The following is a 26,241-nucleotide window of genomic DNA, read 5'->3' as shown; positions in this document are numbered from 1 at the left end:
CCGAGGTGTCGCGATCATGTCAATCTGAACCTCAGCAAACCTGCGTTCACCAGACTCAACTTGTGTGCGCGGGGTGTTATTCCAGGGATGCGGGAGAATTTTTCGGGGAGGTGCGGGCGAGCCTCCAGCGCGCACGTCGCACCGCGCGTCGCACCCCCCTCGGTGACACCGCGATGACACTTCCGTGAACTCGGTGCGAGAAGCCGATTCTGCGTTGCCCCGGCGGACGCGCGCCCGGTGGAATGGCAGGCGTGACCAGCGCAGATGATCACCCCGCAGCCCTGCCCGCACCCTCGCCGCCGCCGGGTCCCCGCGCGCTCGGGCGCCGCGACGTTCTCCGCACCGGTGCCTTCGGCGCGCTGGGAGCGGCAGCCCTGTGGGGCCTCGACGGCGGTCGGGCGGCAGCGGCACCGGCGTTCGACGGCTCGTTCGGCTACGGGGTGGCCTCCGGCGACCCGACCGCGGACTCCGTCATCATCTGGACCCGGTTCACCCCGCGGGTGGAGGGCGAGCCGGCACTGCCGGGCTCCAACCGGGGCACGCCCGCGACCGTCCGCTGGACCGTCTCCCCCACTCCGGAGTGCACGGAGGCCGTCGCCAGCGGCGAGGTGACGACCTCGCCGGACTCGGACCACGTCGTCAAGGTCGACGTGACGGGCCTCGACCCGTACACGGAGTACTTCTACGTCTTCACGGCCGGCGACGAGACGTCCGAGGTGGGCCGCACCCGCACGGCACCGGACGAGCCCGGAACCACCCACGCACTGCGGTTCGCACAGGTGTCGTGCTCGAACTGGACCGGCGGCCACTTCGGCACCTACCGGGCGATCGCGGAGCGCGACGACCTGGACTTCGTCCTCCACCTGGGCGACTACTTCTACGAGTACGGCAACGGCGACGACCGGTACGGGCCGGACGAGCTGGTGGGTGAGCGCGACCACGAACCGGCCCACGAGACGGTCACGCTCGAGGACTACCGCATCCGCCTGGCGCAGTACCGGACGGATCCGGATCTGCGGGAGGCGCACCGGCTGCACCCGTTCATCACGGCGTTCGACGACCACGAGATCACGAACAACGCGTGGTCCGGCGGAGCGGAGAACCACGACGAGAGCGAAGGCGACTACGCCACCCGCATGTCCGCCGCGTTCCAGGCGTACACGGAGTGGCTGCCCATCCGCGTCGATCCGGCGACCACGCAGGACGGCACGGTCTTCCACCGCCGCTTCACCTACGGCGACCTCGCGGACCTGTCCGTCGTCGAGACCCGCCAGCACCGCTCCGAGCAGGTGGGGTCCTTCGTCCTCATCGGCGGCCCCGACACGAACGAGGAGCTGAACGACCCGGACCGCCACATCATGGATCCCGCGCAGATGGAGTGGCTGCAGGACGGTCTGACGACGCCGCGGCGATGGCACCTGGTGGGCAATCAGGTCATGGTGTCGCCGCTCGCGTGGCCCGGCCAGTACATGGGCGAGGTGCAGGGCTCCGTCATGGTGAACGCGGACGCGTGGGACGGGTACCGCGCGGATCAGAAGAGCCTGCTCACGCACATGGCCCGCCAGCCCGCGGCCGCCGGCGACACGGTCATCCTCACCGGAGACATCCACTCGTGCTGGGTCGAGGACCTCGTCGCGGATCCGGACGCGGTCCTGGAGGCCGCAGTGCGGGACTACCCCGAGGCCGCCCGCGCCGCCGCCGCGACGGCCACCGCGACACCCGCGTCGAACCCCACCCCGGCGCCGGCCGCCCGCGAGGGGTCGCCCATCCCGCCCATGATCGCCGAGCCCGTCCCGGTCCCGCAGGAGCTGTCGCTCGCGACGACCCCAGCACCGGCGGGCGTCGAGTTCGTGTGCCCGTCCGTGTCCTCGGACGGCTTCTACGAGATCGTCCGCAGCGTCCTGGGCTCGCCCACCGTCTCCGTAGGTGCGGTCAAGGTCGCCGAGGCCGTCCTGGGTGCCATCAACCCGCACCTCCGCTGGATGGACGGGATCGGCCACGGCTTCATCCTCATCGATGTGACCGAGGAGCGGGTCCAGGCCGACTTCCACCTCACGGCAGAGCCTTCGTCGTCTCAGCCGGACCCGCGGGTCGACCCCACCCACCGGCCGCAGCACCGGGTGTCGTTCCAGACGGTCGCCGGCAGTCGGGTGACGAGCGAGGCCTCCGGTCCCGTGGGCCCCCGCAGCGATGCGCCGCGCCGGGCGGAGTGCGCACCGACCCCCACGGGGACTCCGACGGCCACCCCCACCGCGACCGAGGCCCCCTCACCGTCGGGGTCGCCGTCAGCATCTCCCACCTCGACCGGGACGCCGCAGCCGACCGGATCACCGTCGCCGACACCCTCCACTCCGCCCAAGCCCTCACCGTCAGGGTCGCCGTCGTGGCCGTCGACGCCGCCACCGGAGGATCCCGGCCCCGACCGCACACCGGCCCCGGGACCGGGCGGGGACCTGCCGCGGACCGGTGCGGACACCGTGGGCGCGCTGGGTCTGGGCCTGGCAACGGTGGCGGGCGGCCTCGGGCTCACCTTCGCCGCGCGGCGGCGCCGCGCGGTCCTGGACGAGCAGGCATCTGAGGGCGACGACACGGACTGACGGAGTTAAGCTCAGCCCGCTGCGCGGCGGACCAGGTCGCGGACCTGTGCCTCGACCTCGTCGGTCATCGCGAGGATCGCGAACGCGGTGGGCCAGAAGTCCCCGTCGTCCAGAAGCGCGTCCGTGTTGAAGCCCAGGGACGCGTAGCGCTCGTCGAACTTGGTCTTCGGCGTGAAGAAGACGACGACCTTCCCGTCGCGCGCGTAGGAGGGGAAGCCATACCAGGTCTTCGGGTCCAGGTGCGGCGCCTCCTCGCGGACGATCGCGTGGAGGCGGTTGCCGATCTCGTGGTCCGATCCTTCGAGGGCGGCGAGCGCGTCCTCGCAGGCCTTCGCCTCGCGCTTCTTCTTCGCCGTACCGGATCCGCCGGCGCCCTCCGCCCGCAGCTCCGCCGCGCGCTGCTTCATCGCAGCGAGCTCCGCGTCGCTGAATCCGCCGGTCGTCTTCTCGTCGCTCATCGTTCCGCTCCTTCATCGCGCGCATTCGCGCAGTGTGCGGGCAGACCCACCATGTGCGCGGGGTCCCGGAGTGGACTCCGGGATCTGCTCCCACGATAGTCGCGGCGTCCTCACACGCTCCCGCGATCCGCGACATGGCTCCGACACAGGTGGGAGTGGCGGAATGAGTGGTGACGACATCGGACCAGTGGGAAAGGCCGGGACCATGAACAGAATCACCAGAGGCGCGCTCTCCGCGGGCGCCCTCGCACTCACCGTGATCCTCACCGTCGGGGCGGGAGTCCCCGCCGCCGGCGCGGCACCGGATGTGCAGGGGCACGCCGTGGCGCTGGACTCCGCCCAGCTCCTGGTCCCCGGCCAGACGCAGGGTCCCGGACAGACGCACGCGGCCAGCCAGACGCAGGTCCCCGGACAGACGCAGACACCCGGATCATCCGGTTCCCCCTCCCAGGGCACCCTCGATACCCAGAGCACTCTCGAGCAGGAGCCGGCGACGGAGGACGAGGCCACCGGCATCGTGCTCATCGAGACGGAGATGGGATACGAGAGCGCGGCCGCCGCAGGGACCGGGATCCTCCTGGACGACGAGGGCACGATCCTCACGAACAACCATGTGATCGCGGACTCGACGTCGATCTCCGTCACGGTGGCCGATACGGGGCAGACCTACGAGGCCACCGTCGTGGGATCGGATTCCACCCAGGACGTCGCCGTCCTCACGATCGACTCCGAGGCCGGGGCCGGGGCCGGGGCCGGGGCCGGGCCCAAGACCGAGGCAGGGTCCGAGGCCGGGGCCGCCTCCAGCACCGAGGCCAACGCCGGGTCCGACACCCTGTCCGATGCCGCGCTCGAGCCCGCCGACATCGCGGCCGACCCCGTCGAAGTGGGCGACACCGTGACCGCCGTGGGCAACGCCGGCGGCGCCGGGGAGCTGCAGGCCGCGGACGGAACGGTCACGGCGCTCGATGCGAGCGTGACGACCGCGGCGGAGGGCTCGGCGGAGTCCGAGTCCCTCACCGGCATGATCGAGGTCGACGCGGACATCGTCTCCGGCGACTCCGGCGGCGCGCTCCTGGACGAGGACGGCGACGTCGTGGGCGTCAACACGGCCGCGTCGCAGGGCAGCGCGGACATCACCGGATTCGCGATCCCGATCGACGACGCACTCGACATCGCGCAGGACATCATCGACGGCATCCAGACGGAGACCAACACGCTGGGGTACCCGGCGTTCCTGGGCGTCGCGCTGACCTCGCCGCAGACGTCCGTGCCGGCCGACGGCTCGTCGTTCCGGCAGCGGGGATCGGGGTGGTCGTGGGAGTCGGGCACGGAGTCCGGTGCGGCGCCCGGCGCGGGGACCGGTTCCCAGGCCGACCCGACGGCCGGATCCGGGGCGACCACGGCCTCGGGCGCGGGGTCCGGCGCCCAGACGACCGCCGGAGCTGTCGTGGGCGGTGTCTACGAGGGCACCCCGGCCGCGCAGGTGGGACTCGCGCAGGGTGACTCGATCACCGCTGTCGACGGAGCCGGCGTCGCGGACGCCGCGCAGCTGGCGGACGTCCTCGACCAGCACGCGCCCGGCGACCACGTGGAGCTCACGTGGACCGACACCAGCGGGAACACGCACACCGCCACCGTCGAACTCACAGAGGGTCCCGCCGACTGACGACCGGCCCACCCTGCACCCCTGACCCGGCCGTCCTCCGTTCAGGGCCGCCCGACGGCGCTTCTCCCCCGTCGGGCGGCTCGCTCCGCATCTTGCCCTCGCGGACCGCGATGGGGAAGACTGCTGTCACCGCGTGCACCGGCGCACCGCGGATCCTCCGGAGAAGGAGACAGCCCTGCTCGATCATCGCCTCATCGTCCTGCGCACTTTCGCGGCCCGCGAGACGATCGCCGCCACCGCCGAGGCCCTGGGCTACTCCCCCTCTGCGGTCTCCGCCCAGCTGCGCGAGTACCAGCGCGCCCTGGGCGTGCGCCTCACCGTCCGCGACGGCAGGGGCCTGCGGCTCACCGCCGCCGGCGCCGCCCTGGTCGAACGGACGGACGACCTCGTCGCCCTGTGGGAGGAGACGCACGCCGCCGTGCGCAACGCGGACCAGCACCTCACCCCGGCGGTCATCCGACTGGGTGGGTTCTCGACGGCGACCAGCTCCCTCCTGTCGCCGGTCGCCGCCGGCCTCAAGGCCACCCACCCGGGTCTCGACGTCCACATCGTCGAGGCCGACCCCGCCCGCTGCGTCGACCTCCTCATCGCCGACCGGCTCGACATCGCCGTCATCGTCGCGATCCAGATGACGCACGAGCTGGACGAGCAGAAGGTCGAGCAGATCCCGCTCGTCGACGACCCGCTGGACGTCCTCCTCCCCGCCGACCATCCGTTGGCCGCCCGCACCTCGGTGGGCCTCGACGAGCTGACCGGCGACCCCTGGATCACCGACCGCCCCGGCACCCCGTACCGCGCTCTGTTCGTCTCCGCGTTCGCCGCCGCAGGCGCCACGCCGCGCGTCGTCCACCAGGTGTCGGACTGGGGGTCGCAGGAATCGCTGGTGAGCGACGGCCTGGGCATCGCATTCATCCCCCGCCTCATGCCGCTGTACGGCGGCGGCCGCGCAGTGCGCGTCCCCCTCGACGGCCCGCAGGCTCCCAGCCGGCGGATCCTCGCCGTGCTGCGCCGGGGCGCGCGGGCGCACACGGTCTTCGCAGAGGCTCTCGACGCGCTGCGCACCACCGCCGAGGCCACCCGCACTCCCAGCTGACCCCGCCACCCTGCCCCGCAGTCGCCAGCCCCGGCGGTCACCAGCCCCGCAGTCGCCGGCCCACAACGTCGCCGAGGCCCGGACCAGTTCTGGTCCCGGCCTCGGCGACGTGCGGGGCCCGCGAGGCTGGTCCGGTCCTCTGCAGACCATCCCGGCCCCGCGGGCCCCGAGGATTCCTGCCGCTCGCTCAGCGGGGGATGAGCCCGTGCGGGTCGAGGACGAACTTCTGGGCCGCGCCCTCGTCGAAAGCGGCGTAGCCCTGCGGGGCGTCCTCGAGCCCGATGGGGGTCGCATTCACGTTCTTCGCGATGCTGACCTTGTCATGGAGAATCGCCTGCATGAGGCCCCGGTGGTACTTCATGACGGGGCACTGGCCGGTCACGAACGTGTGCGACTTCGCGAAGCCCAGGCCGAACCGCATGGACAGGGAACCCTCCTGGGCGGCCTTGTCGACGGCTCCCGGGTCGCCGGTGACGTAGAGGCCGGGGATGCCCAGGCTGCCGCCGGCGCGGGTGATCTCCATGAGGGAGTTGAGGACGGTGGCGGGTGCCTCGGTGGCGGCGTCGGCACCGTGTCCGCGCGCCTCGAAGCCCACCGCGTCGATGCCGCAGTCGACCTCCGGCACGCCCAGGATCTGCTCGATCTGGTCGGCCGGGTTCCCCTTCGACACGTCGACGGTCTCGCAGCCGAAGCTCGCCGCCTGCGCCAACCGGTCCGCGTTCAGGTCGCCCACGATGACGACGGCCGCACCCAGCAGCTGGGCGGAGGTCGCCGCGGCCAGACCCACGGGTCCCGCACCGGCGACGTAGACGGTGGACCCCACCGTCACACCCGCGCCCACCGCGCCGTGGAAGCCGGTGGGGAGGATGTCGGAGAGCATCGTGAGGTCGAGGATCTTCTCCATCGCCTGGTCCCGGTCCGGGAACTTCAGGACGTTCCAGTCCGCGTAGGGCACCAGGACGTACTCCGCCTGACCGCCCACCCAGCCACCCATGTCGACGTAGCCGTACGCGGAGCCGGGCCGGTCCGGGTTCACGTTCAGGCAGATGCCCGTCTGGCCCTCCTTGCAGTTGCGGCAGCGCCCGCACGCGATGTTGAAGGGGACGGACACGACATCGCCCACCGGCACGAACTCGACGTCGCGGCCCACTTCGACGACCTCGCCGGTGATCTCGTGGCCCAGGACGAGGCCCTCCGGGGCCGTCGTACGACCGCGGACCATGTGCTGGTCGGAGCCGCAGATGTTGGTGGCGATGGTCCTGAGGATGACGCCGTGGTGCACCTTCCGGCCCACATTGGCCGGGTTCACACCGGGCCCGTCCTTGAGCTCGAACTCCGGGTAGGGCGTGTCGATGACCTCGACCCGGCCGGGTCCCGCGTAGCTGACTGCTCTGTTGCTCATCGTTGAGTCTCCGATCATGCAGGGGTGATCATGCAGCGGCACCGGTCAGAGGCGGCGCGTGCCTGCAGTCTCCACAGCGCGGAAGGGGACCGTCAAGGGTGCTGGAGGCGGCCTCGGGCGGGGTGGTCGGATGCGGACGGACGAGGTGAGCGGGGCGGCCGATGGCGTTCCGCGGATCCGCGCGAATCGGCGATCGGATCATGCGGATGATCTGCACGGTCACCCGCGGAAACCTGCGCTTTTCCCGCGCCCACCGCGTTCCTAGAGTTGCGGCATGACGAGCGGTGACCTGCATCACCTCGTCGTGCGCGGCACACCCCTCAAGGAGAAGATTCGTGGCGGCAGTCAACCTCACTCCCCGGTCCACCCGACGACTCACCGACTCCTTCCCCCAGGAGCGGGTCGCAGAGCACCGCCGACTGCTGGAGGACCGGCCGCCGGGCCTGTCGCTGGCCTCCCCGTTCTACACCGACCCCGCGTTCTTCGCCGCGGACATGGACGGGATCTTCGGACGGCACTGGGTCTTCGCCGGCAGTGTCGCGGAGGTCCGCGAGCCCGGCGACTACATCACCGTCGACTACGGGCCGCACTCGATCATCGTGCTGCGGAACGACGACGGCGGCATCAACGCGCTCCACAACGTGTGCCGTCACCGCGGAGCGCGGGTGCTGCCGGAGCGCTCCGGGACGACCGGCAACATCGTGTGCCCGTACCACTCGTGGACCTACAAGCCGGACGGCACGCTCATCCATGCCTCGGCGCCGGGGGAGATCGACTTCGACCCCTCTTGCTACAGCCTCAAGACGGTGCACTCCCGCGAGGTCGCCGGCCTCATCTTCGTGTGCCTCGCGGATGAGCCGCCGGAGGACTTCGACGCGGTCTCCGCACTGTTCGAGCCCTACGTCGCCCCGCACGACCTGGCGCGGACGAAGGTGGCCCACCAGCAGGACCTCGTCGAAGAGGGCAACTGGAAGCTCGTCATGGAGAACAACCGCGAGTGCTACCACTGCGACGGACACCCGGAGCTGGCGTGCTCGCTGTTCCCCACGTGGGGCCTGACGGACGAGGTCGTCCCGCCCCACCTGGCGGAGGTGTGGCAGCGGAACCTCGATGCGGAGCTGGAGCTGCGTCAGCGCTGCGAACGCTATGGACTCCCCTACGAGGTGCTCGAGGAACTGGACACCCGCGTGGCCGGCTTCCGCATCTCGCGTGAGCCGCTGGACGGGCACGGCGAGTCGTTCTCCGCCACCGGCCGTCGCCTGTCGAAGCGGCTGCTGGGCGATCTGCCGGACTTCCGGCTGGGACGCTGCTCGATGCACCTGCAGCCCAACTCGTGGTTCCACCTGCTGTCGGACCACGTCATCACGTTCTCCGCCTTCCCGGTCAGCGCGGACCGGACCCTGGTGCGGACGACCTGGCTGGTGCCGGACGACGCGGTCGAGGGCGTCGACTACGACCTCGACACCCTCACCCACACGTGGAAGCAGACGAACATCCAGGACCGGGCGTTCGTCGAGCTGTGCCAGCGCGGCGCCGCCAGCCCCGCCTACGAGCCCGGGCCGTACATGCGCAGCGAGTACCAGGTCGAGGCGTTCATCAACTGGTACGTGCAGCGGATGCGGGAGCACTTCGCATGACGCAGGAGCTGGTGCAGGATCCCACCTCGGCCCCTGCTGCAGCAATCACCCAGCGCATCCGCGATCTGGAGATGCCGTGGAACCGGGTGCTGAGTGCGACGTCGGGCCCCGCGGGTGCGGCGGTCGCGCTGAATCCGTGGCATCCGCAGGAGTTCCTGGCCGAATGCGTGGGCATCGTCCCGGAGGCCGGCGGCATGAAGACCTTCGTCTTCCGCCGGGTCGACGGCGCCCCGCTGGCGTTCCGCCCCGGACAGTACCTGCGGATCGCGTTCCCGGTCGACGGCCCGGACGCGGATCCGGTGGATCGCAGCTACTCGCTGTCCTCGGCGCCCACGCAGCCGTGGACGTTCGACATCACGGTCAAGCGGGAGGAGGACGGGCGGGTGTCCGGATGGGTGCACGACAACGTGCGGCCAGGCACCGTGCTGGAGATGCTGGGACCGGTGGGCGCGTTCCACCTCCCCGACGCCGAGCGCCGCCCCCGCTACCTCCTCCTGGCCGCGGGGTCCGGGATCACCCCGATCATGTCGATGATCCGCACGATCCACACCCTGCCGGGGTACGCGGACATCGTCGTGCTCTACCACGGCACGGCGCCGGGCACGTTCGCGTTCTCCCGCGAGCTCGAATACCTCACCTCGATCGACTCCCGCATCACCGTCTACTACTCCCTGGGCGACCGCAGCGTGGAGGGCACGTGGGAGGGCATGGTCGGTCGGCTCACCACGTCGATGATCGACGACGTCGCCCCGGACGCCAACGGCCGGCACGTGTACGCGTGCGGACCGCATGGCTACCTCGACGCCGCGACGCAGCTGCTGCTGGACGTGGGCGTCGACGACACCGCGATCCACGTCGAGTACTTCACGGGCACCAGCGACGTGCGGCTCGAGTACAAGGAGGAGGTCGCCCTCGCCAGCGAGCTGGCGGAGGAGTACGCCGAGGCCATCCAGGACTACCACGACAACCAGACCGCCGCTCTGGACGTGTTCGTCCCCGCGCCCGAGGCCGCGGACGACGAGGCGGGCACGTCGCCGGTCGCTGAGGAGACATCGGAGGTTCGAGGGACATCGGAACCGGCGGACACGGCGGGACCAGTCGGCGCTGCGGGCGCTGTGGGCACCGCGGGTGCCGAAGCCTCCGCGGGTGCCGAAGCCTCCGCGGGTGCCGAAGGCTCTGCGGGTGCCGCAGCCTCTGCGGGTGCCGAAGGCTCTGTGGGTGCCGCAGCCTCTGCGGCTCCGGCTGAGGTGGACGCCCCGGCTGCCGCCACCCCTCGGGGTGCCGCTTCTCCCCCTGGTGCGACATCAACCCCGGACGCAGCCTCACCCGCCGATTTCACGACCGTGGGCGAAGGACCGCTCACGATGTCGTTCATGCGCAGCCGCCTGAATGTGCGGATCGGCACGGACGAGCGGATCCTGCAGGTCGCGCAGCAGGCCGGCGTGCGGATCGGCGCCAACTGCCAGGAGGGCATGTGCGGGTCGTGCAAATCCGTGAAGCTGTCCGGCGAGGTGGAGATGAACCACCAGGGCGGCATCCGGCAGCGTGAGATCGACTCCGGGAAGTTCCTCCCCTGCTGCTCGACGGCGACCACCGACCTCGTCATCGACGCGTGAACCGAACTCCCCTCGCACCACGGCGATCAGGCACATCCGGCTCAGACGGGAGGACGTCGCCAACTCAGCAGGCGCTGCCGGCCGTGGTGGGAGGTCGTCGCCGGCTCAGCAGGCGCTGCCGGGTCAGACGGGGAGGTCGTCGCCGATGGTGCGTCTCCTCTGCCACCGACGACGAGGTCCACTCAGTCCTCATCCGCCCAGAGTCGCGGCTGGAGGTTCAGCAGCGCGACGCGGAAGCGCGAGTGGAACAGCGGCCGACGGCGACGGTCGACGTGGGCGGGCGGCGTCCACGCCGGGAGCCCGCTGCGGAACGTGCTCTCCCAGCCGGATCCCTCGAACCAGCGGTGGTGGAACGGGCACAGGAGGGTCAGATTGTCGACGGTCGTCTGACCGCCGCGGGACCACGGCTCTATGTGGTGCGCTTCGCACCACTCCGCCGGAGCGTCGCAGTCGGGGAAGGTGCACCCCTGATCGCGGGCGGCGAGCACCGCCATCTGGGTGCGAGTGGCGAACCGGCCCTGCGACCGGATCTGCGCGGTGCGACCGCCCCCGTCCAGCAGGTGGAGGAACGTCTGAGCCGCGCTCGACCACTTCTCCGTGCTGGCGAGCGTCACCGGCGTGCCGGTCTGGGTGCCCAGCGGACGATGCGGCCGCGTCAGATCCTCCGGCCGCGCCGTGATGACGAGTGCGTGGTCCGCACCGTGGAGGACCCGTTCCCGCGCGACGCAGCGCAGCAGGAACGCGAACCTGTCGTGTCGCGCGATTCCGGGCGCGTTCGCACTCTCATCCGGCACCATCGTGTCCGACCGCTGTCCGTCCTCGCGCACACCACTGGGCGCGAGACCACCACGGGGCCACGGATCTGCGACGCCACTGCGGTGAGTGCCCTCCGGTGCAGGACGCGACGCCGCACCCAGCGGCCGGGCAGACGGGTGCTCCGAGTCTGCATACCGGGCGGAACCAGTCGGGTCCGACTCAGGAGGCTCCGAACCCTGTGGTCCTGAACCATGTGGTTCCAAACCGTGCGGGGTGGAGGCCTGCCCGGGACCGGGTGGCCCGGTGGGCAGCCGGCCCGGGATCTTCGCCCAGATCACGGATTCCGCCATGCCGGTCTCACTGGCACGAGCCTGTGGCAGCAGGCGCCGCACCTCCGCGAGCATCCGCTCCGGGAGCACCTGGAACCACCCGTCAGGCCCGTAGACGAACGGCAGCTCATCCTCGTCGAGAGTCCACGACGTCCCCTCGATCTCCACGCGTCCTTCCGTGAAGACCTTGACCTCCGTGCTCTCCCAGACCGCCTCGAGCGGGATCCCGGACGCTTCCACATCGTCGTCGCTTTCGGTGGTGCCGGTGTAGTCCTCAGCGGACGTCGCGTCTTCGTGTTCACCACGGAACCCGGCATCACTGGCACCGCGACCCGTCGCGCGACCTGTCGCATCCTGCGTGGAACCACACTGTGCAGCCTCATCGGCACGACGACCAATCGCGTCCTCGGCGGATGCACCCTGTTCGGCCCCTCCGGCGGCGTGACCAGCTGTGCGACTACGGGCGTGCTCGGTCGCGCGGTCGGTCGCTGACGAATCGGACACCCCGGGCGCCTCACCGGCAGCAGCCTTGTCGTCCCGGCACCCCGTGTGCGGCTTCACCGTGACGGGGACATCCACGTCCTTCATCCTGCCGTACAGCAGTGCGTGGAGAGTCGTGCCGGTCTGGCCGCTCAGCAGCCCCCGCAGACGCCAGTCGCCGTTGCGCTGCTGCGCCAGGGTCACGTTGTACTTGTGGGGCTCCGGCTCGAACACGGGCAGGGCACCGTCCGGATCCACATGCTGGATGATCCTGTTGCACAGTGCCGGGATGTCCTTGGGCCGCACCGTGGGCGCCAGCTCCACCAGCGTCTTCTCGACGCGATCCTGGTAGGCGCCGGCCATCGACGGAGGCAGCGACTCAACCGCGTCGCAGAGCGTGCGCGCCTCATCGGCACTGATGTGGCCGTCCGCGAACTCCCGCGCGATCTCCGGCCTCACCGGTTCGAGCTTCTCGCCCGACTCCGCGATCCGGCCCGTGAGCCTCTGGCTCAGGTGCAGCCGCTTGCGCACCTCGCCGGTGGGGATCCGGAACTCGCCTGCCAGCAGCGCCGCCGTCGTACGGTACCCGTGCGCCGCGCTGTCGCCCAGCCTGTCGTAGGCGGCCAGCAGATCCGTGCCGGCCTTCTCCACACAGCGGCGGGCGACCTCGAGAGCCCGCAGCGCCGCGAGCACCTCTCGCGGTCCCAAGGACCCGCACGCACTGGTCCCACTGCTCACATCGGTGGCCTGATCCATGAGCTGGACGATGTCTGCCGCACGACCGATGAGCGTCTCACGATCCGCATCGGAGAACGGCAGCGCGTAGGCCTGGTCCTCGACCGATCCATCCGGTTGCTGTGCGATCGCCATGGCCACCCCCTTCGACTGTCCGCTCCGTTGCGACATCCCGCAGCCTGGACCACTGCGGCTCACGATCCCGATCACCGAGTGATCGAATACGTTATAGAACAATTTAATCGAACAAGCACGCTCACACCAGAGATCTGACGATTCCGGTTCGGAATTCTTCACGCTTCTGACGGCAGGCAGAAGAGCACCTCCTCACCTGCTCATCGATGCAGGTGAGGAGGTGCTCACTGTGCGTCACAGCGCGTCAGTCACTGACCGACCCGCGCACGCGACCTGTGCACGGCAGCGCTTCCGCGCCGATCCGGGCTCCACGAGCCCCGCAGTCACCGCCGGATCCGCGCCATTCCCGAGTCGTAGACGGGCTCGGCCAGCACCTCGGCGTCCAGCACCCGGCCGAACCGCATGATGCCCAGGCGCGTCCCCGGCACAGCGCGCTCCACCGGCACCCAGGCCAGGCCGATCACCTGGCCGGTCACGTAGCCGAAGTCGGCGCTGGTCACCCAGCCCACGGCCTCGGCGTCCGAGGCCTGGCCGGTCGAGGACTCGGCAACCGCGGCCTCGGTGGAGACGAATGCGGAGCCGTCCCCGACCCCGGCGACGGAGGCGGCGGCGAACACGGGCGCACCGGCCTCGGGCCTGCCGGCGTCCATCCGCATGCCGAAGGCGACCAGTCGGCGGCCGTGGGACGGCTGGGACTCGAGCGCCTCACGGCCCACGAACCCGCCGTCCTTCTGCATGCGGACCGCGAAGCCCAGACCGGCGTCCTCCGGAGTGTCCTCGCGCGTCACGTCCGAACCCCAGGCGCGGTACCCCTTCTCCAGGCGCAGGCTGGAGAACGCGGCGCGACCACCTGCGATGATGCCGTGCGGCGCGCCCGCGGCCATGATCGAGTCCCACAGACGCAGCCCGTGCGCCGCCTCCGTGTAGAGCTCCCAGCCCAGCTCGCCCACGTAGCTGACGCGCAGCGCCAGGACGGGGACGCCGGCAACGCGGATGCGCGCCGCACGGAAGTACCGCAGGCCCTCGTGGCTGATGTCGCCCTCCGTGATGGGCTCGAGGACGTCGCGGGCCCGCGGACCCCACAGCCCCACGCAGCACGTGGAGGTCGTGATGTCGTCCAGCACGACGGTCCCGGACTCCGGCAGCGAGCGAGTGAGCCGGTCGAGGTCCAGCGGCCCGTTCGCGCCGATGAGGTACTCCTCGCCGCCCAGGCTCGTGACGGTCACGTCGGAGAGGATGCCGCCGGTCTCGTCGAGCATGAGCGAGTAGGTGACGGCACCGGGCAGTTTGCCCACCTTGTTCGAGTTGAGCCGCTCCAGCCACTCCGTCGCACCGGCGCCGCGCACGCGGTACCGGGTCAGGGAGGTCATGTCGTAGGCGGCGACGCGGTTGCGGGTGGCCCAGGCCTCGGCGGCGGCGATGGGCGACCAGTTGACCTGGTCCCACGCGTCACGACGGGGCACGGCGACCGGGACGGGCGCGTCGAGGTCCGGCTGCTCGTCGAGCGCCGGATCCGGCAGGACCGTCGACGCGCGCGCCGCGGCACCGAAGGCCTTGACCGGACGCGAGCGGAACTCCGGGTCCGTGAAGAGCGCCGCGTTCTGCTGGTGCCACAGCGCCCGCTCCCAGCCGTTCGCCTCGTCGAAGACGCCGCCGGCATCCTGGATGCGCGTGTGGAACGGGCTGGTCTTGAGGCCCCGCATGACGGTGGTCGCCTGGTGGGAGAACGACACGTCGTAGACCTCGTCGTACGCCTCCGCCGCCCGCTCCCGGATCCACCGGTCGCCCAGCAGCACCGGGTCGAAGCGCGCGAAGTCCAGCTCCTGGGTCGCGATGCCCGGGTCGCCGGTCAGCATCCAGTCGGCCAGCACCTGGGCACACCCCGCCGAGGCCGTCACCCAGATCGCCTGCGCCGCCCAGAATCCGTCCACTCGGGCCGAGGGGCCCAGCATCGGTCCGCCGTCGGGCGTGAAGGAGAAGACGCCGTTGAACTCGTCCTCGAGCGGCAGGTCCTGCAGTGCGGGCAGGATGCGAGCGGCCTCCGCACGGCAGAACTCGAAGTCCTCGTGGGTGAAGCCGCGCTTCGCGGGCTCCTGACCGGTCTCCAGCAGGTGCGCGGTGTCCGTGAGGTCCTGCGGGGCCAACGGCAGCGGCCGGTGCTCGTAGGCGCCGATCCCGATCCGCGTGCCGAACTCGCGGAGGTAGAGGCCGGAACCCTGGTGCCGGAGCATGGGGCGACCCGCCTGGTCGTCTCCCAGCGGGGTGCCGTCCGGTGCAGTGCCGGGCAGGTCCGGGACGGGCGCGGTCCACGCGTAGCCGTGCTCCATCGGGTGCATGGGAAGGTTCAGCCCACCCATCCGTCCCAGCAGGTGCCCCCAGATCCCGCCGGTCGCGATGACGACGTCCGCGGGGATGGCGCGGCGGTGAGCTCCGTCGGCAGCGTTGTCGGCATCGCCGGCTGAGGCGTTCCCGTCCGACTGGGCGGCCTGGGCGGACGCGCCCGCGCTCGCGTCCTCGACCTCGACTCCCGTGACGCGGCCGTCCTCTGTCAGGACGTCGACCACGCGGGTGAGGCCTATCGCCTGGGCCCCGCCGGCCTGGGCCCGCTCCAGCTGGAACTGCACGGCGCGCTTCGAGAAGACGACGCCGTCCGTGGGCGTGTGAAGCGCGCCGATGATCTCCGAGGTGTCGATCCCGGGCCACAGCTGCGCCACCCGGTCCGGCTCGACGAGCTCCGCCGGGACGCCCCACGCGCGGGCGAAGCCCAGGCGGCGTCGCAGCTCCGCCAGCTGCCCCTCCGTCGTCGCGAGCTCGAGCCCGCCGGTCCGATCGAGCACCCGACGGCCGTCGACCTCCAGTCCGTCGAGCTTGTCGAGGGTCCGCTGCGCCAACTGGCACATGACGCGCGAGTTGTTGGTCTGGAACACGAAACCGGGCGCGTGGGAGGAGGAGCCGCCGGTGACGGGCAGCGGCCCCTGGTCCAGCACGGTCACGTCCGTGCAGCCGCGCAGTATCAGCTCGTCCGCCAGCGCGGCGCCCACGACACCGGCTCCGATGATGACGATGCGGGAGGCCGGGTCGATGGGCTGAGGCGCAGAGGCGGAGACCCGGTCCTCCAGGGTGATCGGCCCGCTGGGTGCGACGGCTCGAGCGGAGGTGGCTGGCGTGGTCATGATGCCTCCCGGAGGTGGGACGGAGTGGGGTCTGGCGCTCTGCGGACGGGTCTTCGTCGATCCGATCAGTTGCACATTGAGCAACTGCCGCGTATCGTGCAACTATTCAAGCGTGTGAGGCAGGCCACGTCAAGACGTGCACCACAACCCCAGGAGGGACATGAGCATCCAATCGATCGACCGCGCTGTCGAGGCCCTCGAACTGCTGGCGGAGTCCGGCACCGCCGGCGTGTCGCGCCTGGCCGACCGCCTGGGGGTCCACAAGTCGACCGCCTCGCGGATCCTGTCCTCACTGGCCGCGCACGGGCTCGTCGAGCAGCGCGCCGGCGGCGACTACTCCCTGGGGCTGGGTCTCGTCCGGCTGGCGAGCGCCGTCACGATCCGACCGGACTTCTCCCAGGTCGCCCAGCTGCTGTGCGATCGCGTCGCGGAGGACACGGGCCTCACCGCGAACGTCGCGATCCTGGACGACGGCCACGCCGTCAATGTCTCCCAGACCGTGGGTGCGGGGATCCTCGCCGCCCGCCATTACGTGGGACTGCGCACGCCCGGCCACGCGACGAGCTCCGGCAAGATGCTCCTGGCCCATGCCCCCGAGGCCGCCGCACGCCTGCGGGAGACCGACCTCCCCGCATTCACGCCCGCGACGATCACGTCTGCGGACCGGCTCACCGTCGAACTGGAGGAGGTCGCCGCCCGCGGCTGGGCCGCCTCGAACGAGGAGTGGGAGGAGCACACCACCGCCGTCGCCGTCCCCCTGCGCCTGCCGGGCGGTGACGCCGAGGCCGCCCTCACCGTCACCGGCCCCACCCACAGCCTGCCCCCGGAGTCGTTCGCGCAGACCGCGGCCCGGCTGACGGAGCTGGCCGCCGCGACCGGCCGCTGGCACTGAGGAGGCCGACCCGCCTCAGGCGGTGCGGGGATCGCGCACGATCCCCGGGCCCACCAGCCGGTCGATCCGGCCGAACCAGGGCTTGGACCACGACATGTCCGAGGCCGCCAGCGGCTGGCCGCACGCGCTGCAGACCTCGCCGCGGACGGTCTCCTCGCCGCACGACTCGTGGATGAGGGCCATGTGCCCACCGCCGGCGGGCAGGGCGGTGTGCTTCTCGCCCCAGATCGCCAGCTGCTGGAGGATCGGCAGGAGGTCCGCACCGGCCTCCGTCGCCGCGTAGCCCCGGCGGGACCGCGCCCCGTCGTGGTAGTCGACCCGCTCCAGCAGCCCCGCTTCGACCAGGGAGTGCAGACGGCGGCTCAGGACCGCTTCAGAGACTCCCAGGCTGTCGCGCAGGTGATCGAAGCGCCCATTGCCGTGGAGGACGTCGCGGAGGATGAGCAGGACCCACGGGTCCCCCAGGACGTCGACGGCGCGGGAGACCGGGCAGAGCCGCTCCGACAGATCCGATCGCACTGCCATCGCAGCCTCCTGTCGCCCCATCGTGGTCTAGACTCGCTGACAGTCTACAACTTCGCTCACGAAAGTCATCTACATGGCGCATCCTCCGAGGCACCGCATCCATCCTGCGTGGTGGGTCGCGATCGTCGCGTTCCTGGCCCTCTTCGCCGCCGCCGGTTTCCGAGGTGCCCCCGGTGCCCTCATGGTGCCGCTCCACACGGAGTTCGGCTGGTCCATGAGCATCATGTCCGTCGCGATGAGCATCAACCTGGTGCTCTACGGTCTCGTCGCGCCGTTCGCCGCCGCCCTCATGGACCGGTTCGGGATACGCCGCGTCGTCGCGACCGCCCTCACCCTCATCGCGGTGGGCGCCGGCGGCAGCGTCGTCATGACCGCATCGTGGCAGCTGCTCGTGTTCTGGGGGCTGCTGATCGGCGGCGGGACGGGTGCGATGGCACTCGTCTTCGCCGCGACGATCGCTGAGCGCTGGTTCCTCCGTCGCCGCGGCCTCGTCATGGGCGTCCTGACCGCCGGTGCCGCGACGGGTCAGCTCGTCATCCTCCCGCCGGTCGCCGCGATGGCGGAGACGATCGGCTGGCGCCCCGCCTCCCTGGTGGTCGGCGGGATCGCGCTTCTGGCGGTCCCCCTTGTCATCGCGGTCATCCGCGACCACCCCGAGGACCGGGGCGTCCTCCCCTACGGCGCGGACCCGGACACGTTCGTCCCCGCCCACCGCGCCACGGGCGGTGCGATGAAGCGCGCGATCGAGACACTGCTCATCGCGGCCCGGCACCGGTCGTTCTGGGCACTGGCGCTCGCCTTCGCGATCTGCGGCGCCACGACGAACGGACTGGTGGGCGTCCACTTCATCCCGTCCGCCCACGACCACGGCATGTCGCAGACGACCGCGGCGGGACTCCTGGCCATCGTGGGCGTCTTCGACATCGTCGGCACGATCGCCTCCGGCTGGCTGACGGACCGGTTCAACCCGCGCTTGCTGCTGCTCCTGTACTACGCGTTCCGAGGAGTGGGACTCCTCTTCCTGCCGTGGCTGCTGTCCGACAGCGTCCACCCCAGCATGCTGCTCTTCATCATCATCTACGGCCTCGACTGGGTCGCGACGGTCCCGCCCACCGTCGCGCTGTGCCGGGAGATCTTCGGGGACCGGAGCACGATCGTGTTCGGGTGGGTGTTCGCCTCCCACCAGGTGGGGGCCGCGATCGCGGCGACGGCGGCGGGCGTCGTCCGCGACGAGTTCGGCGCCTACACCTACGCGTGGTGGGGCGGTGCCGCGATGTGCGCGATCGCGGCCGTCCTCTCGATCATGACGCGCGCCTCCGGGAACGAGACACGCGGCAGACGGTCGCCGGTGCCGGTCCAGGGGTGAGATCCTGGACCGGTGCTTCGGACTCATCGCGCTGCAGGACTCGCCGCCGCCCTCGTGACCACCGCCGTCCTGGCGGGCTGCGGGGTGTCCGCGGCGTCACCCGGTGACGGTCCGACGGCGGGGACAGGGGACCTCGGCGTCGAGGGTGGACCCACCGGCCCGGCGACGCCCTCCGCGTCTCCCACCGCAGAACCGACCCCGTTCGCGGCCCCCGAGCAGGCGACGCCCACGGCCCTGCCCACCGACGTGCCGGTGACCGGCAGCGGGGAGTGGGACACGGCCTCGGGATCGGATGAGGCGGACGACGCGGGCGGTGCGAGGGTGTTCGAGGTCGCGATCCGGGTCGAGTCGAACCTGCCGGTGGACGTCGACCAGGCGACCGGCTTCATCATGGAGACCCTGCGCGACGAGCGCGGCTGGGAGGAACTGGACGGGGTGGCGTTCGCCCGCGTCGAGGACGCGGACCAGGCGGACGCCGTCATCAGCATCGCCGCGCCGTCGACGACGGACAGCATGTGCGCGCCCCTCATCACGAACGGCGAGCTGTCCTGCCGCAGCGGCCGCAACGTCATCCTCAACGCGAAACGGTGGGTGTCCGCGACAGACGAGTTCGACTCGCTCACCCAGTACCGCCAGTACCTCATCAACCACGAGGTGGGGCACGCGCTGGGCCACGGACATGAGACGTGCCCGGGTGCGGGCGAGCCGGCACCGCTCATGCAGCAGCAGACGAAGGGGCTCCAGGGCTGCGAGCCCAACGCGTGGCCGTCCGTGGCGTGAGAGTCAGCAGGGCCAGGCCTGCGGGTGGCCGGCGGAACGAGGACTGCAGGCGGATCACGCCTGGTTCGGGCCGTCCAGCGTGACGACTGTCTTGCCCCGCGCGTGACCGGATTCCACGTGGGCGACCGCGCGGGCGGCCTCGTCGAAGGGGAGCACTCGGTCGACGACGACCTCGATCGCTCCGCGCGCCACGAGCTCCGCCACCTGCGCGAAGACCTCCGCGGTGCGGCGGCGGGTCACGCCGCCGCCACCCGCCGCCGAGGCCGCGGCCGGGTCCGCGACACTGCGCACCCGGGCGGTTCCCGGCTGGGGTGAGCGGATCTGCTCCAGGAGATCGATCCCACCGCCAAGAACATCGCCTCCCACGCAGTCGAGCAGTGCGTCGACGCGCCGAGACCCACCCGCAGCTGCCCGCACGCGGTCCTCCCAGCCGGGCCCGGATGCCACGTGCACGCCGCCGAAGCGCTCGACGAGGTCTGCCTTGGCGCTGCTCGCGACGCCGATGACGCGGGCTCCCGCGTGCCGGGCGAGCTGGATCGCGTGGACACCCACTCCCCCGCCGGCACCCAGGACGAGGAGGGTGTCGTCTGCACCGATGCGCAGCTCCTCGAGCGCATCGAATGCCGTGGCCACGGCAACCGGAATGCAGGCGGCTTGTGCGTCGTCGACCCCGTCCGGGATGGGGGTCGCGCTCTGCGCTGTCAGGAGTGTCTGCTCTCCCAGCGCACCGATCCCGGACGCGCAGGATCCGAAGACGCGGTCGCCCACCCGCAGACCGTGCGGCACGTCCGCGCCTGTCTCGAGGACGACGCCCGCGGCCTCGCGGCCCATCGCCATGGGGAACACCGCGGGGAAGGACGTCTGCCGCTGACCCGACCGCACCTTGATGTCGCCGGGATTCACGCTGACTGCCGTGACCCGGATGCGCACGTCTCCTGCGCCCGGGGTAGGTTCCGGGACGCGGTGGACCGCCTGCACGTCGGCTGAGCCGAACCGGTCGAAGCCGTGGATGCGCATGAGCCGGGTCACTCGATCTCCTCTTCGCGAGCCATGAGTGCGACACTACGACAGAGCCCGCCCGATCGAGGAGACCCCACCGCATGCCCGTCACGTTCGCGCATCCGATCGCCGTCGCTCCGCTGGCCCGGTCCGGACTGCCGCTGGCGGCACTGGTCATCGGCTCGATGGTGCCGGACTCCGGACTGTTCATCCGGGCGATCCCGGGTCTCGACACCCTGCTCGTGCGGTTGGGGAACCCCGCACTCCCCTCTGTCCTGCAGCTGCGAGAGATCCTCCACTCGCCGTGGGGCGTCCTCACGATCAACGTCGTCATCGGCCTGCTGTACCTGGCCCTGTGGTGGTGGCTGCTGCGGCCGGCCTACCGGGATGCCCTGCCGAAGCGGTTGCGGGGCCGGACCCACGCGCGGCCCACGGGTCTGCGTCCGTGGCTGCTGGCGGTACCCGCGTTCATGATCGGCGGTCTCACCCACATCGCGTGGGACCAGGTCACGCACCCGTACTCGTGGCTGGCGCAGCGGGTCGACGTCCTGCACTCGTCGATCGCCGGATTCCACATCGCCACCCTCCTGCACTACGGGACGGGGCTCCTGGGACTGCTCGCCGTCGCCTACTGGCTGGTCCGGCGGATCACGAACCGCTCCGAGCACACGGTGCCGCAGATCCTGGAGGACCAGGCGACGTGGATGTTCGCAGTGCCGGCGCTGGCGGCGATGGCAGGCGTCGCCCTGGTGCTCGTCCACGCAGCGCGGGCGACCGTGCCCGGCGCGTTGGACGTCTTCATCCAGGACGTCCTCACGAACTCGACGGCAGCGGCCATCTGCGCCGCGACGGTCATGGCGGTCATCCACCGGCTCCGGGTGGGGCGCATCGAACGGCGGAAGGCGCGCCGCGCGTCGCATCGCCGTCTCGCGACCTCGTGACCCGAGGCGACTGAGTCGACGCAGCCGGTGTTCGCAGCCTCGACCGCGTTCGCTGGGCTCTGCCTGTGACGGTCACCGCGATCGCACGGCGGTCACCCTCGCAGGGCGAGCGCGAACGGCAGCACCGCATTCGCGCCGGCGAGCATGAGCTCGCGTGCGCAGACGGTGAGCGTCCAGCGGGACACCACCAGGTCGTCGACCAGCAGCACGGTCCGGCCGTGCACCTGCTCCGCCTGCTCCGGCGACAGGGCGAACGCGTTGTGGACCTCCTTGAGACGGAAAGCGCTGTTGACGTCCGGGCCCCCGTGGTCGTGGACCAGCTGGAGGTCGCCCAGATCCGTGAGTCGTCCCGTCGCCGCCAGGTTCGCGGCCAGCGAGCGGACGGTCTGCGGCCTTCGTGTGCTGGGAACCGCGATGACCTCATCCGGGCGGTGCTCCCAGTTCCACTGCTGCAGGGTCTGGACGCAGAGGGCTCCGATGTCGTCCGGCACCGGTCCATCGGCGGCGTTGGGGGCCAGGAACTCCCGCAGCCGCTGTCCCGCACCCAGGTCCGTGAGGCGGGCGACGGCGCGCCCCTCTGCGGCACGCTGCTCCGCAGGGATCCGCCCGGACAGGGAGACACCCAGGTTCGACATGCCGGTGGGCCACTGGCCGCGCGGCTCGATGGGGATGCCCACGGAGGACAGCGCTGCACGTGCCTTGTGCCGCGCCTCGTCACTCACGTCGTCGGACCACCACTGCGCATCGCAGTTGTCGCACCGGCCGCAGTCCTGCGGGTCAGGGTCGTCCAGTGCTTCGGTGAGGAAGCGCATGCGGCACATCGTGGTCGATTCGTAGTCGAGCATCGACTGCGCCTCCGCCCGCCGCACCTCCGCGACCGTCCGGTAGCGCTCCCCGTCGTACTCCCATCCCGCACCCGTGGAGGCGTACCCGCCGCGGACCCGCTCGACCGCACCGTCGACGCTGAGGGTCTTGAGCAGCAGTTCGAGCCTGCCGCGACGCACGCCCACGCGGGTCTCCAGAGCAGGCACGGACAGCGTCCCCTCGTGGGCCAACGCGTCGAGCACCGCACGCGCGTCGTCCTCCTCCGGCATCGAGGCCGTCGCGAAGTACTCCCAGATGTCCTCGTCCTCGCGCCCCGGCATGAGCAGGACGTCCGCGGAGCTGGTCGCACGCCCCGCACGGCCCACCTGCTGGTAGTACGCGACGGGCGACGACGGCGCGCCCATGTGGATGACGAAGCCCAGGTCCGGCTTGTCGAAGCCCATGCCCAGGGCGGACGTGGCGACCAGCGCCTTGACGCGGTTCTCCTTGAGCGCGGCCTCCAGCTGCTCGCGCTCCTCCGGGTCCGTGCCACCGGTGTAGGTCGCGACGTCCCAGCCGGCTTCGCGCAGCGCGCGCGTCGCGTCCTGCGCCGCGGCGACCGTGAGCGTGTAGATGATGCCGGAGCCCAGGAAGTCGCCCAGGTGCTCCGCCAACCAGGCCAGTCGCACGCCGGGCGGGCGCACTCCTGTGACGCCCAGGCGCAGCGAGGCGCGCGCCAGCGGGCCGCGGATCACGAGGGTGTCGTCGCCCAGCTGCTCCGCCACGTCCGCGACGACGCGGGAGTTGGCGGTCGCGGTCGTCGCGAGGACGGGCGTGCCCGGGGGCAGCTCGCGGATCATCGCGCCGATCCGGCGGTAGTCGGGGCGGAAGTCGTGGCCCCAGTCGGAGATGCAGTGCGCCTCGTCCACGACGATCATGCCGATGGAGCCCAGCAGGTCCGGCATGACGGAGTCGCGGAAGGACGGGTTGGTGAGCCGCTCCGGTGACACGAGGAGGACGTCGACCCGACCGGCGGCCAGGTCCTCCCGCACCTCGTCCCATTCCGTCATGTTCGCGGAGTTGAGCGTCCGCGCCACGACACCGGCGCGCGCCGCAGCGGCGACCTGGTCGCGCATGAGTGCGAGCAGCGGGGAGATGATGAGGGAGGGGCCGCGGCCGGCCTGTCGCATGAGCTTGGCCGCGATGAAGTAGACGGCGGACTTGCCCCAGCCGGTCCGCTGGACGACGAGGGCGCGGCGGCGGTCCGCGACGAGCGCCTCGATCGCTTCCGCCTGGCCGTCCCGCAGCCGCGCATCCTCGCGGCCGGTCAGCTCTACGAGGAGCCGGGTGGCCGCATCCAGCAGGGTCGTGGTCGATCCGTCGTCATGGCTGCCGTCGTCATACATGGGGCGCCTCCGCTCGTCCTGGCTCGTCGTCTTCAGCAGGATCCGGGTCCCGCGGTCAGCGAGACCTCTTGTGGGGAACTCTAGGGGAGGGCACGGACACACGGCCTCCACGACCGGGCTCAGGGCACAGGCCCCGGGCTGCGGCCGGGGCACGGTCGTCCGCGGAACAGGCGACCGCAACCAGGGCCGCGGCGTCGCAGTGTCCGTATCAGTGCGTGGCGGTCGTCTGCTGGTGCAGAGCCAGACGGGGTTCCCCGTCCACGAGGACATAGGTGCTGGTCATGAGTGCCTCGAACGGGGGCTCATCGCCTCGCGATGCGACAGCCCGGTAGACGAGGACGGCTGCATCCGCGCCGATCGGGACGACGCGGTGCTCGCTCATCGCACAGCGATCCCAGGTCGGTACCCCATCGAGCGATGCCACGACGGCGTCTCGATCCATGACCATGCCATTCACGAGGACCATGAGGCCGTCGTCAGTCATCAGTTCGCCGTAGTACGAGCCGCCGGTGCCGTCGCACAGCGAGTCCCAGCCCCGTCTCTCGAGGCGCACGAGGGTGTCCCTCGACAGGTCTCCCACAGCACCCGTCTCGCCCCACCGCTGCATCGCATCGCGCAGATGGTCCGGAGCCAGCATGAACATCGGCTCGATCTCCTCCCACCCCGGCTCCTTCACGCGTCGGCTGTACGCCGCGTGCGCCGCATCGATCGGGTTGGACTCGTCGAGGCCGCCCCCGTCCTCGCCCATGAGAGACAGGTGGTAGATCCACAGCGACCCGTCCGCCTCGCGGTTCCGGAACGTCGCCTCGAACACCGCGCGCTCGGCCGGAAGAGCCGCGACCGCCTCGTCGTAGCGGTCGGTCAGCACCGTCATCCACTCCTGCAGCTCGTCCTCGTGCCCCTCGACGACGCGGGAGCGGCTGAGTTCCAGCCGCAGTCCCGGCGGCACGGTCGGAGGCATCGGGAACCCCGCGAACTCGCGAGGTACGGGACGGAACGGAATGCGCGGGACGTCGTCGTCAGCCATGCGCATCACCCTGCCACACTCCGACATGAACCGACCCCGCCCTGGTCCGCGTCCGCACCCCCTGCTATCGTCTGTGTCACATGTTCCGGGGACGGTGAGATTCCGTACCGGCGGTGACAGTCCGCGAGCCGCGCCACTCTTCACGGAGGGGCCGGTTGACTCGGTGAAATTCCGAGACCGACAGTGAAAGTCTGGATGGGAGGAGCATCGTGAGCGCGGGTGAACTGCACCGCGTCACGGTTCGCACAGGCGAACCCTGACGTGCATCCCCACGCAGCTCCGTCGGACCGTTCCGACGGATCACCTCCCTCGACTCGGACACCGGTCCGAGGAGAGATGAATGGATCAGTCGCCGCAGACGATCCCCCACGCATCCGTCGTCGCCGCGATGGATGCCGCCCTCGCAGCCGCCCGCCTGGGCGTCCGGGGAGCGAACCCGCTGGTGGGCGCCGCCATTATCGCCCCGGACGGCACTGCCATCACAGGTCACCACGCGGGCGCCGGCACCGCGCACGCCGAGCCCACCGCCATCCGCGCAGCCCGGTCCGCCGGCATCGACCTGACCGCCTCGACCCTGTGCGTCACGCTCGAGCCCTGCTCGCACCACGGCCGCACGCCCCCGTGCACGGACCTCATCCTGGAGACCGGGATCCCCGAGGTCGTCCTCGCCTCCGCGGATCCCAACCCCGCCGCTGCGGGCGGCGCACAGCGACTGCGCGAGGCCGGTGTCCGCGTCACGACCGGCGTCCGCGAGGCCCAGGCCCGCGCCCTCAACGCGCGCTGGCTCACCGCTGTGGGCGAGCGCCGTCCCTTCGTCACCGTCAAGATCGCGCAGAGTCTGGACGGCCGGATCGCCGCTGCGGACGGCACCTCCCAGTGGATCACCTCAGCGGCCTCCCGTGCTCGCGTCCACACCCTGCGCGCCCGGGCCGACGCCGTCATCGTGGGCACCGGGACCGCCCTGGCGGACGACCCGCGACTCACCGCCCGCCCCGCCGCCGAGGCCGCTGAGACTTCCGAGGCCGAGATCACCCAGCCCGTCCCCGTCGTCGTCGGGATGCGGGGCCTCGACCCCGCCTCGCACCTGGCGCAGGATCCGCGCACGATCCATCTGCGCACGCGCGATCCCCGCTCGGCGCTCGAGGATCTCAAGACGCGCGGCCTCGACCACGTCCTCGTCGAGGGCGGCGCGCAGCTGGCCGGTGCGCTGGTGCGCGCGGACCTGGTCGACGAGCTGGAGCTCCACATCGCGCCGCTCCTCCTGGGCGACGGGCTGACCGGTCTCGCAGACCTGGGCATCACGACCCTGGCGGACGGCATCCGCTGGGTGTCGGACCCCGTCGAGCCGCTGTCGGACAGCGCGCCGAATCCGGACACCCTCCTTCGGCTCAGTCCTACTCCCGCACCCACGAAAGGCAGCTGAC

Annotated in this window: 18 protein-coding genes and 1 riboswitch; of the genes, 10 read left to right on the top strand and 8 right to left on the bottom strand. The window is 71.3% G+C overall.

What is annotated here, in order from left to right:
* Positions 1 to 251: 251 nt before the first annotated feature.
* Positions 252 to 2,597 (top strand): alkaline phosphatase D family protein, encoded by a 2,346-nt coding sequence (locus tag HGBR_RS16910; RefSeq protein WP_019158637.1) that lies wholly within the window; start codon positions 252 to 254, stop codon positions 2,595 to 2,597.
* Between the two features lie 11 nt (positions 2,598 to 2,608).
* On the opposite strand, the gene HGBR_RS07060 is transcribed toward HGBR_RS16910, so the two are convergent.
* Positions 2,609 to 3,055: a hypothetical protein gene (locus HGBR_RS07060; protein WP_019158636.1), complete on the bottom strand. Its 447-nt coding sequence runs from the start codon at positions 3,053 to 3,055 to the stop codon at positions 2,609 to 2,611.
* A 205-nt stretch (positions 3,056 to 3,260) separates the two neighbouring features.
* On the opposite strand from HGBR_RS07060, the gene HGBR_RS18790 reads away from it, so the two are divergent.
* A complete protein-coding gene (locus HGBR_RS18790) occupies positions 3,261 to 4,721 on the top strand; it encodes a S1C family serine protease (protein ID WP_026077412.1) in 1,461 nt (486 codons plus the stop codon).
* 133 nt (positions 4,722 to 4,854) lie between these two features.
* Positions 4,855 to 5,814: a LysR family transcriptional regulator gene (locus HGBR_RS07050; RefSeq protein ID WP_019158634.1), complete on the top strand. Its 960-nt coding sequence runs from the start codon at positions 4,855 to 4,857 to the stop codon at positions 5,812 to 5,814.
* Positions 5,815 to 6,001: 187 nt separating this feature from the next.
* On the opposite strand, the gene fdhA is transcribed toward HGBR_RS07050, so the two are convergent.
* Complete coding sequence (fdhA, locus tag HGBR_RS07045) at positions 6,002 to 7,216, bottom strand: formaldehyde dehydrogenase, glutathione-independent (RefSeq protein WP_040364829.1); 1,215 nt, start codon at positions 7,214 to 7,216, stop codon at positions 6,002 to 6,004.
* A gap of 335 nt (positions 7,217 to 7,551) precedes the next feature.
* On the opposite strand from fdhA, the gene HGBR_RS07040 reads away from it, so the two are divergent.
* Together HGBR_RS07040 and HGBR_RS07035 are read left to right on the top strand one after the other, a co-directional pair.
* Positions 7,552 to 8,853, top strand: coding sequence for an aromatic ring-hydroxylating oxygenase subunit alpha (locus tag HGBR_RS07040; RefSeq protein ID WP_019158632.1), 1,302 nt, complete (start codon positions 7,552 to 7,554; stop codon positions 8,851 to 8,853).
* Positions 8,850 to 10,469, top strand: coding sequence for an iron-sulfur cluster-binding domain-containing protein (locus HGBR_RS07035; RefSeq protein ID WP_019158631.1), 1,620 nt, complete (start codon positions 8,850 to 8,852; stop codon positions 10,467 to 10,469). The genes HGBR_RS07040 and HGBR_RS07035 overlap by 4 nt, the downstream gene beginning before the upstream one ends.
* Before the next feature lie 182 nt (positions 10,470 to 10,651).
* Here HGBR_RS07035 and HGBR_RS07030 read toward each other — a convergent pair whose 3' ends face one another.
* Together HGBR_RS07030 and HGBR_RS07025 are read right to left on the bottom strand one after the other, a co-directional pair.
* The gene (locus tag HGBR_RS07030) at positions 10,652 to 12,904 is read right to left on the bottom strand and encodes an HNH endonuclease signature motif containing protein (RefSeq protein WP_019158630.1); all 2,253 of its coding nucleotides are present in this window, start codon (positions 12,902 to 12,904) and stop codon (positions 10,652 to 10,654) included.
* A gap of 323 nt (positions 12,905 to 13,227) precedes the next feature.
* Positions 13,228 to 16,077, bottom strand: a complete 2,850-nt coding sequence (locus tag HGBR_RS07025) for an FAD-dependent oxidoreductase (RefSeq protein WP_019158629.1) — start codon at positions 16,075 to 16,077, stop codon at positions 13,228 to 13,230.
* A gap of 160 nt (positions 16,078 to 16,237) precedes the next feature.
* On the opposite strand from HGBR_RS07025, the gene HGBR_RS07020 reads away from it, so the two are divergent.
* Complete coding sequence (locus HGBR_RS07020; protein ID WP_019158628.1) at positions 16,238 to 16,969, top strand: IclR family transcriptional regulator; 732 nt, start codon at positions 16,238 to 16,240, stop codon at positions 16,967 to 16,969.
* A gap of 15 nt (positions 16,970 to 16,984) precedes the next feature.
* Here the strand turns inward: HGBR_RS07020 and HGBR_RS07015 are convergent, their stop codons facing one another.
* Positions 16,985 to 17,494 carry a winged helix-turn-helix transcriptional regulator gene (locus HGBR_RS07015; RefSeq protein ID WP_019158627.1) on the bottom strand — a complete coding sequence of 170 codons (510 nt, stop codon included), beginning with the start codon at positions 17,492 to 17,494 and terminating at the stop codon, positions 16,985 to 16,987.
* Between the two features lie 73 nt (positions 17,495 to 17,567).
* On the opposite strand from HGBR_RS07015, the gene HGBR_RS07010 reads away from it, so the two are divergent.
* Positions 17,568 to 18,860 carry an MFS transporter gene (locus HGBR_RS07010; RefSeq protein ID WP_019158626.1) on the top strand — a complete coding sequence of 431 codons (1,293 nt, stop codon included), beginning with the start codon at positions 17,568 to 17,570 and terminating at the stop codon, positions 18,858 to 18,860.
* A gap of 12 nt (positions 18,861 to 18,872) precedes the next feature.
* Positions 18,873 to 19,640, top strand: a complete 768-nt coding sequence (locus tag HGBR_RS07005) for a DUF3152 domain-containing protein (RefSeq protein WP_245533287.1) — start codon at positions 18,873 to 18,875, stop codon at positions 19,638 to 19,640.
* Between the two features lie 54 nt (positions 19,641 to 19,694).
* On the opposite strand, the gene HGBR_RS07000 is transcribed toward HGBR_RS07005, so the two are convergent.
* Positions 19,695 to 20,669, bottom strand: a complete 975-nt coding sequence (locus HGBR_RS07000) for an NADP-dependent oxidoreductase (protein WP_019158624.1) — start codon at positions 20,667 to 20,669, stop codon at positions 19,695 to 19,697.
* A gap of 71 nt (positions 20,670 to 20,740) precedes the next feature.
* On the opposite strand from HGBR_RS07000, the gene HGBR_RS18785 reads away from it, so the two are divergent.
* The gene (locus HGBR_RS18785) at positions 20,741 to 21,580 is read left to right on the top strand and encodes a DUF4184 family protein (RefSeq protein WP_019158623.1); all 840 of its coding nucleotides are present in this window, start codon (positions 20,741 to 20,743) and stop codon (positions 21,578 to 21,580) included.
* 92 nt (positions 21,581 to 21,672) lie between these two features.
* On the opposite strand, the gene HGBR_RS06990 is transcribed toward HGBR_RS18785, so the two are convergent.
* On the bottom strand, positions 21,673 to 23,790 hold the full coding sequence (locus HGBR_RS06990) for a RecQ family ATP-dependent DNA helicase (protein ID WP_019158622.1): 2,118 nt from the start codon (positions 23,788 to 23,790) through the stop codon (positions 21,673 to 21,675).
* Positions 23,791 to 23,998: 208 nt separating this feature from the next.
* The gene (locus HGBR_RS20740) at positions 23,999 to 24,817 is read right to left on the bottom strand and encodes a DUF6176 family protein (RefSeq protein ID WP_245533286.1); all 819 of its coding nucleotides are present in this window, start codon (positions 24,815 to 24,817) and stop codon (positions 23,999 to 24,001) included.
* Positions 24,818 to 24,894: 77 nt separating this feature from the next.
* A riboswitch (FMN riboswitch) is annotated at positions 24,895 to 25,028 on the top strand.
* Between the two features lie 129 nt (positions 25,029 to 25,157).
* Here HGBR_RS20740 and ribD point away from each other — a divergent pair.
* Positions 25,158 to 26,240 (top strand): bifunctional diaminohydroxyphosphoribosylaminopyrimidine deaminase/5-amino-6-(5-phosphoribosylamino)uracil reductase RibD, encoded by a 1,083-nt coding sequence (gene ribD / locus HGBR_RS06975; protein ID WP_019158620.1) that lies wholly within the window; start codon positions 25,158 to 25,160, stop codon positions 26,238 to 26,240.
* Position 26,241: the final 1 nt, after the last annotated feature.

This window comes from Brevibacterium senegalense (assembly GCF_000285835.1).
Taxonomy (GTDB): Bacteria; Actinomycetota; Actinomycetes; order Actinomycetales; family Brevibacteriaceae; genus Brevibacterium; species Brevibacterium senegalense.
This window is presented reverse-complemented; position numbering and strand designations above follow the sequence as displayed.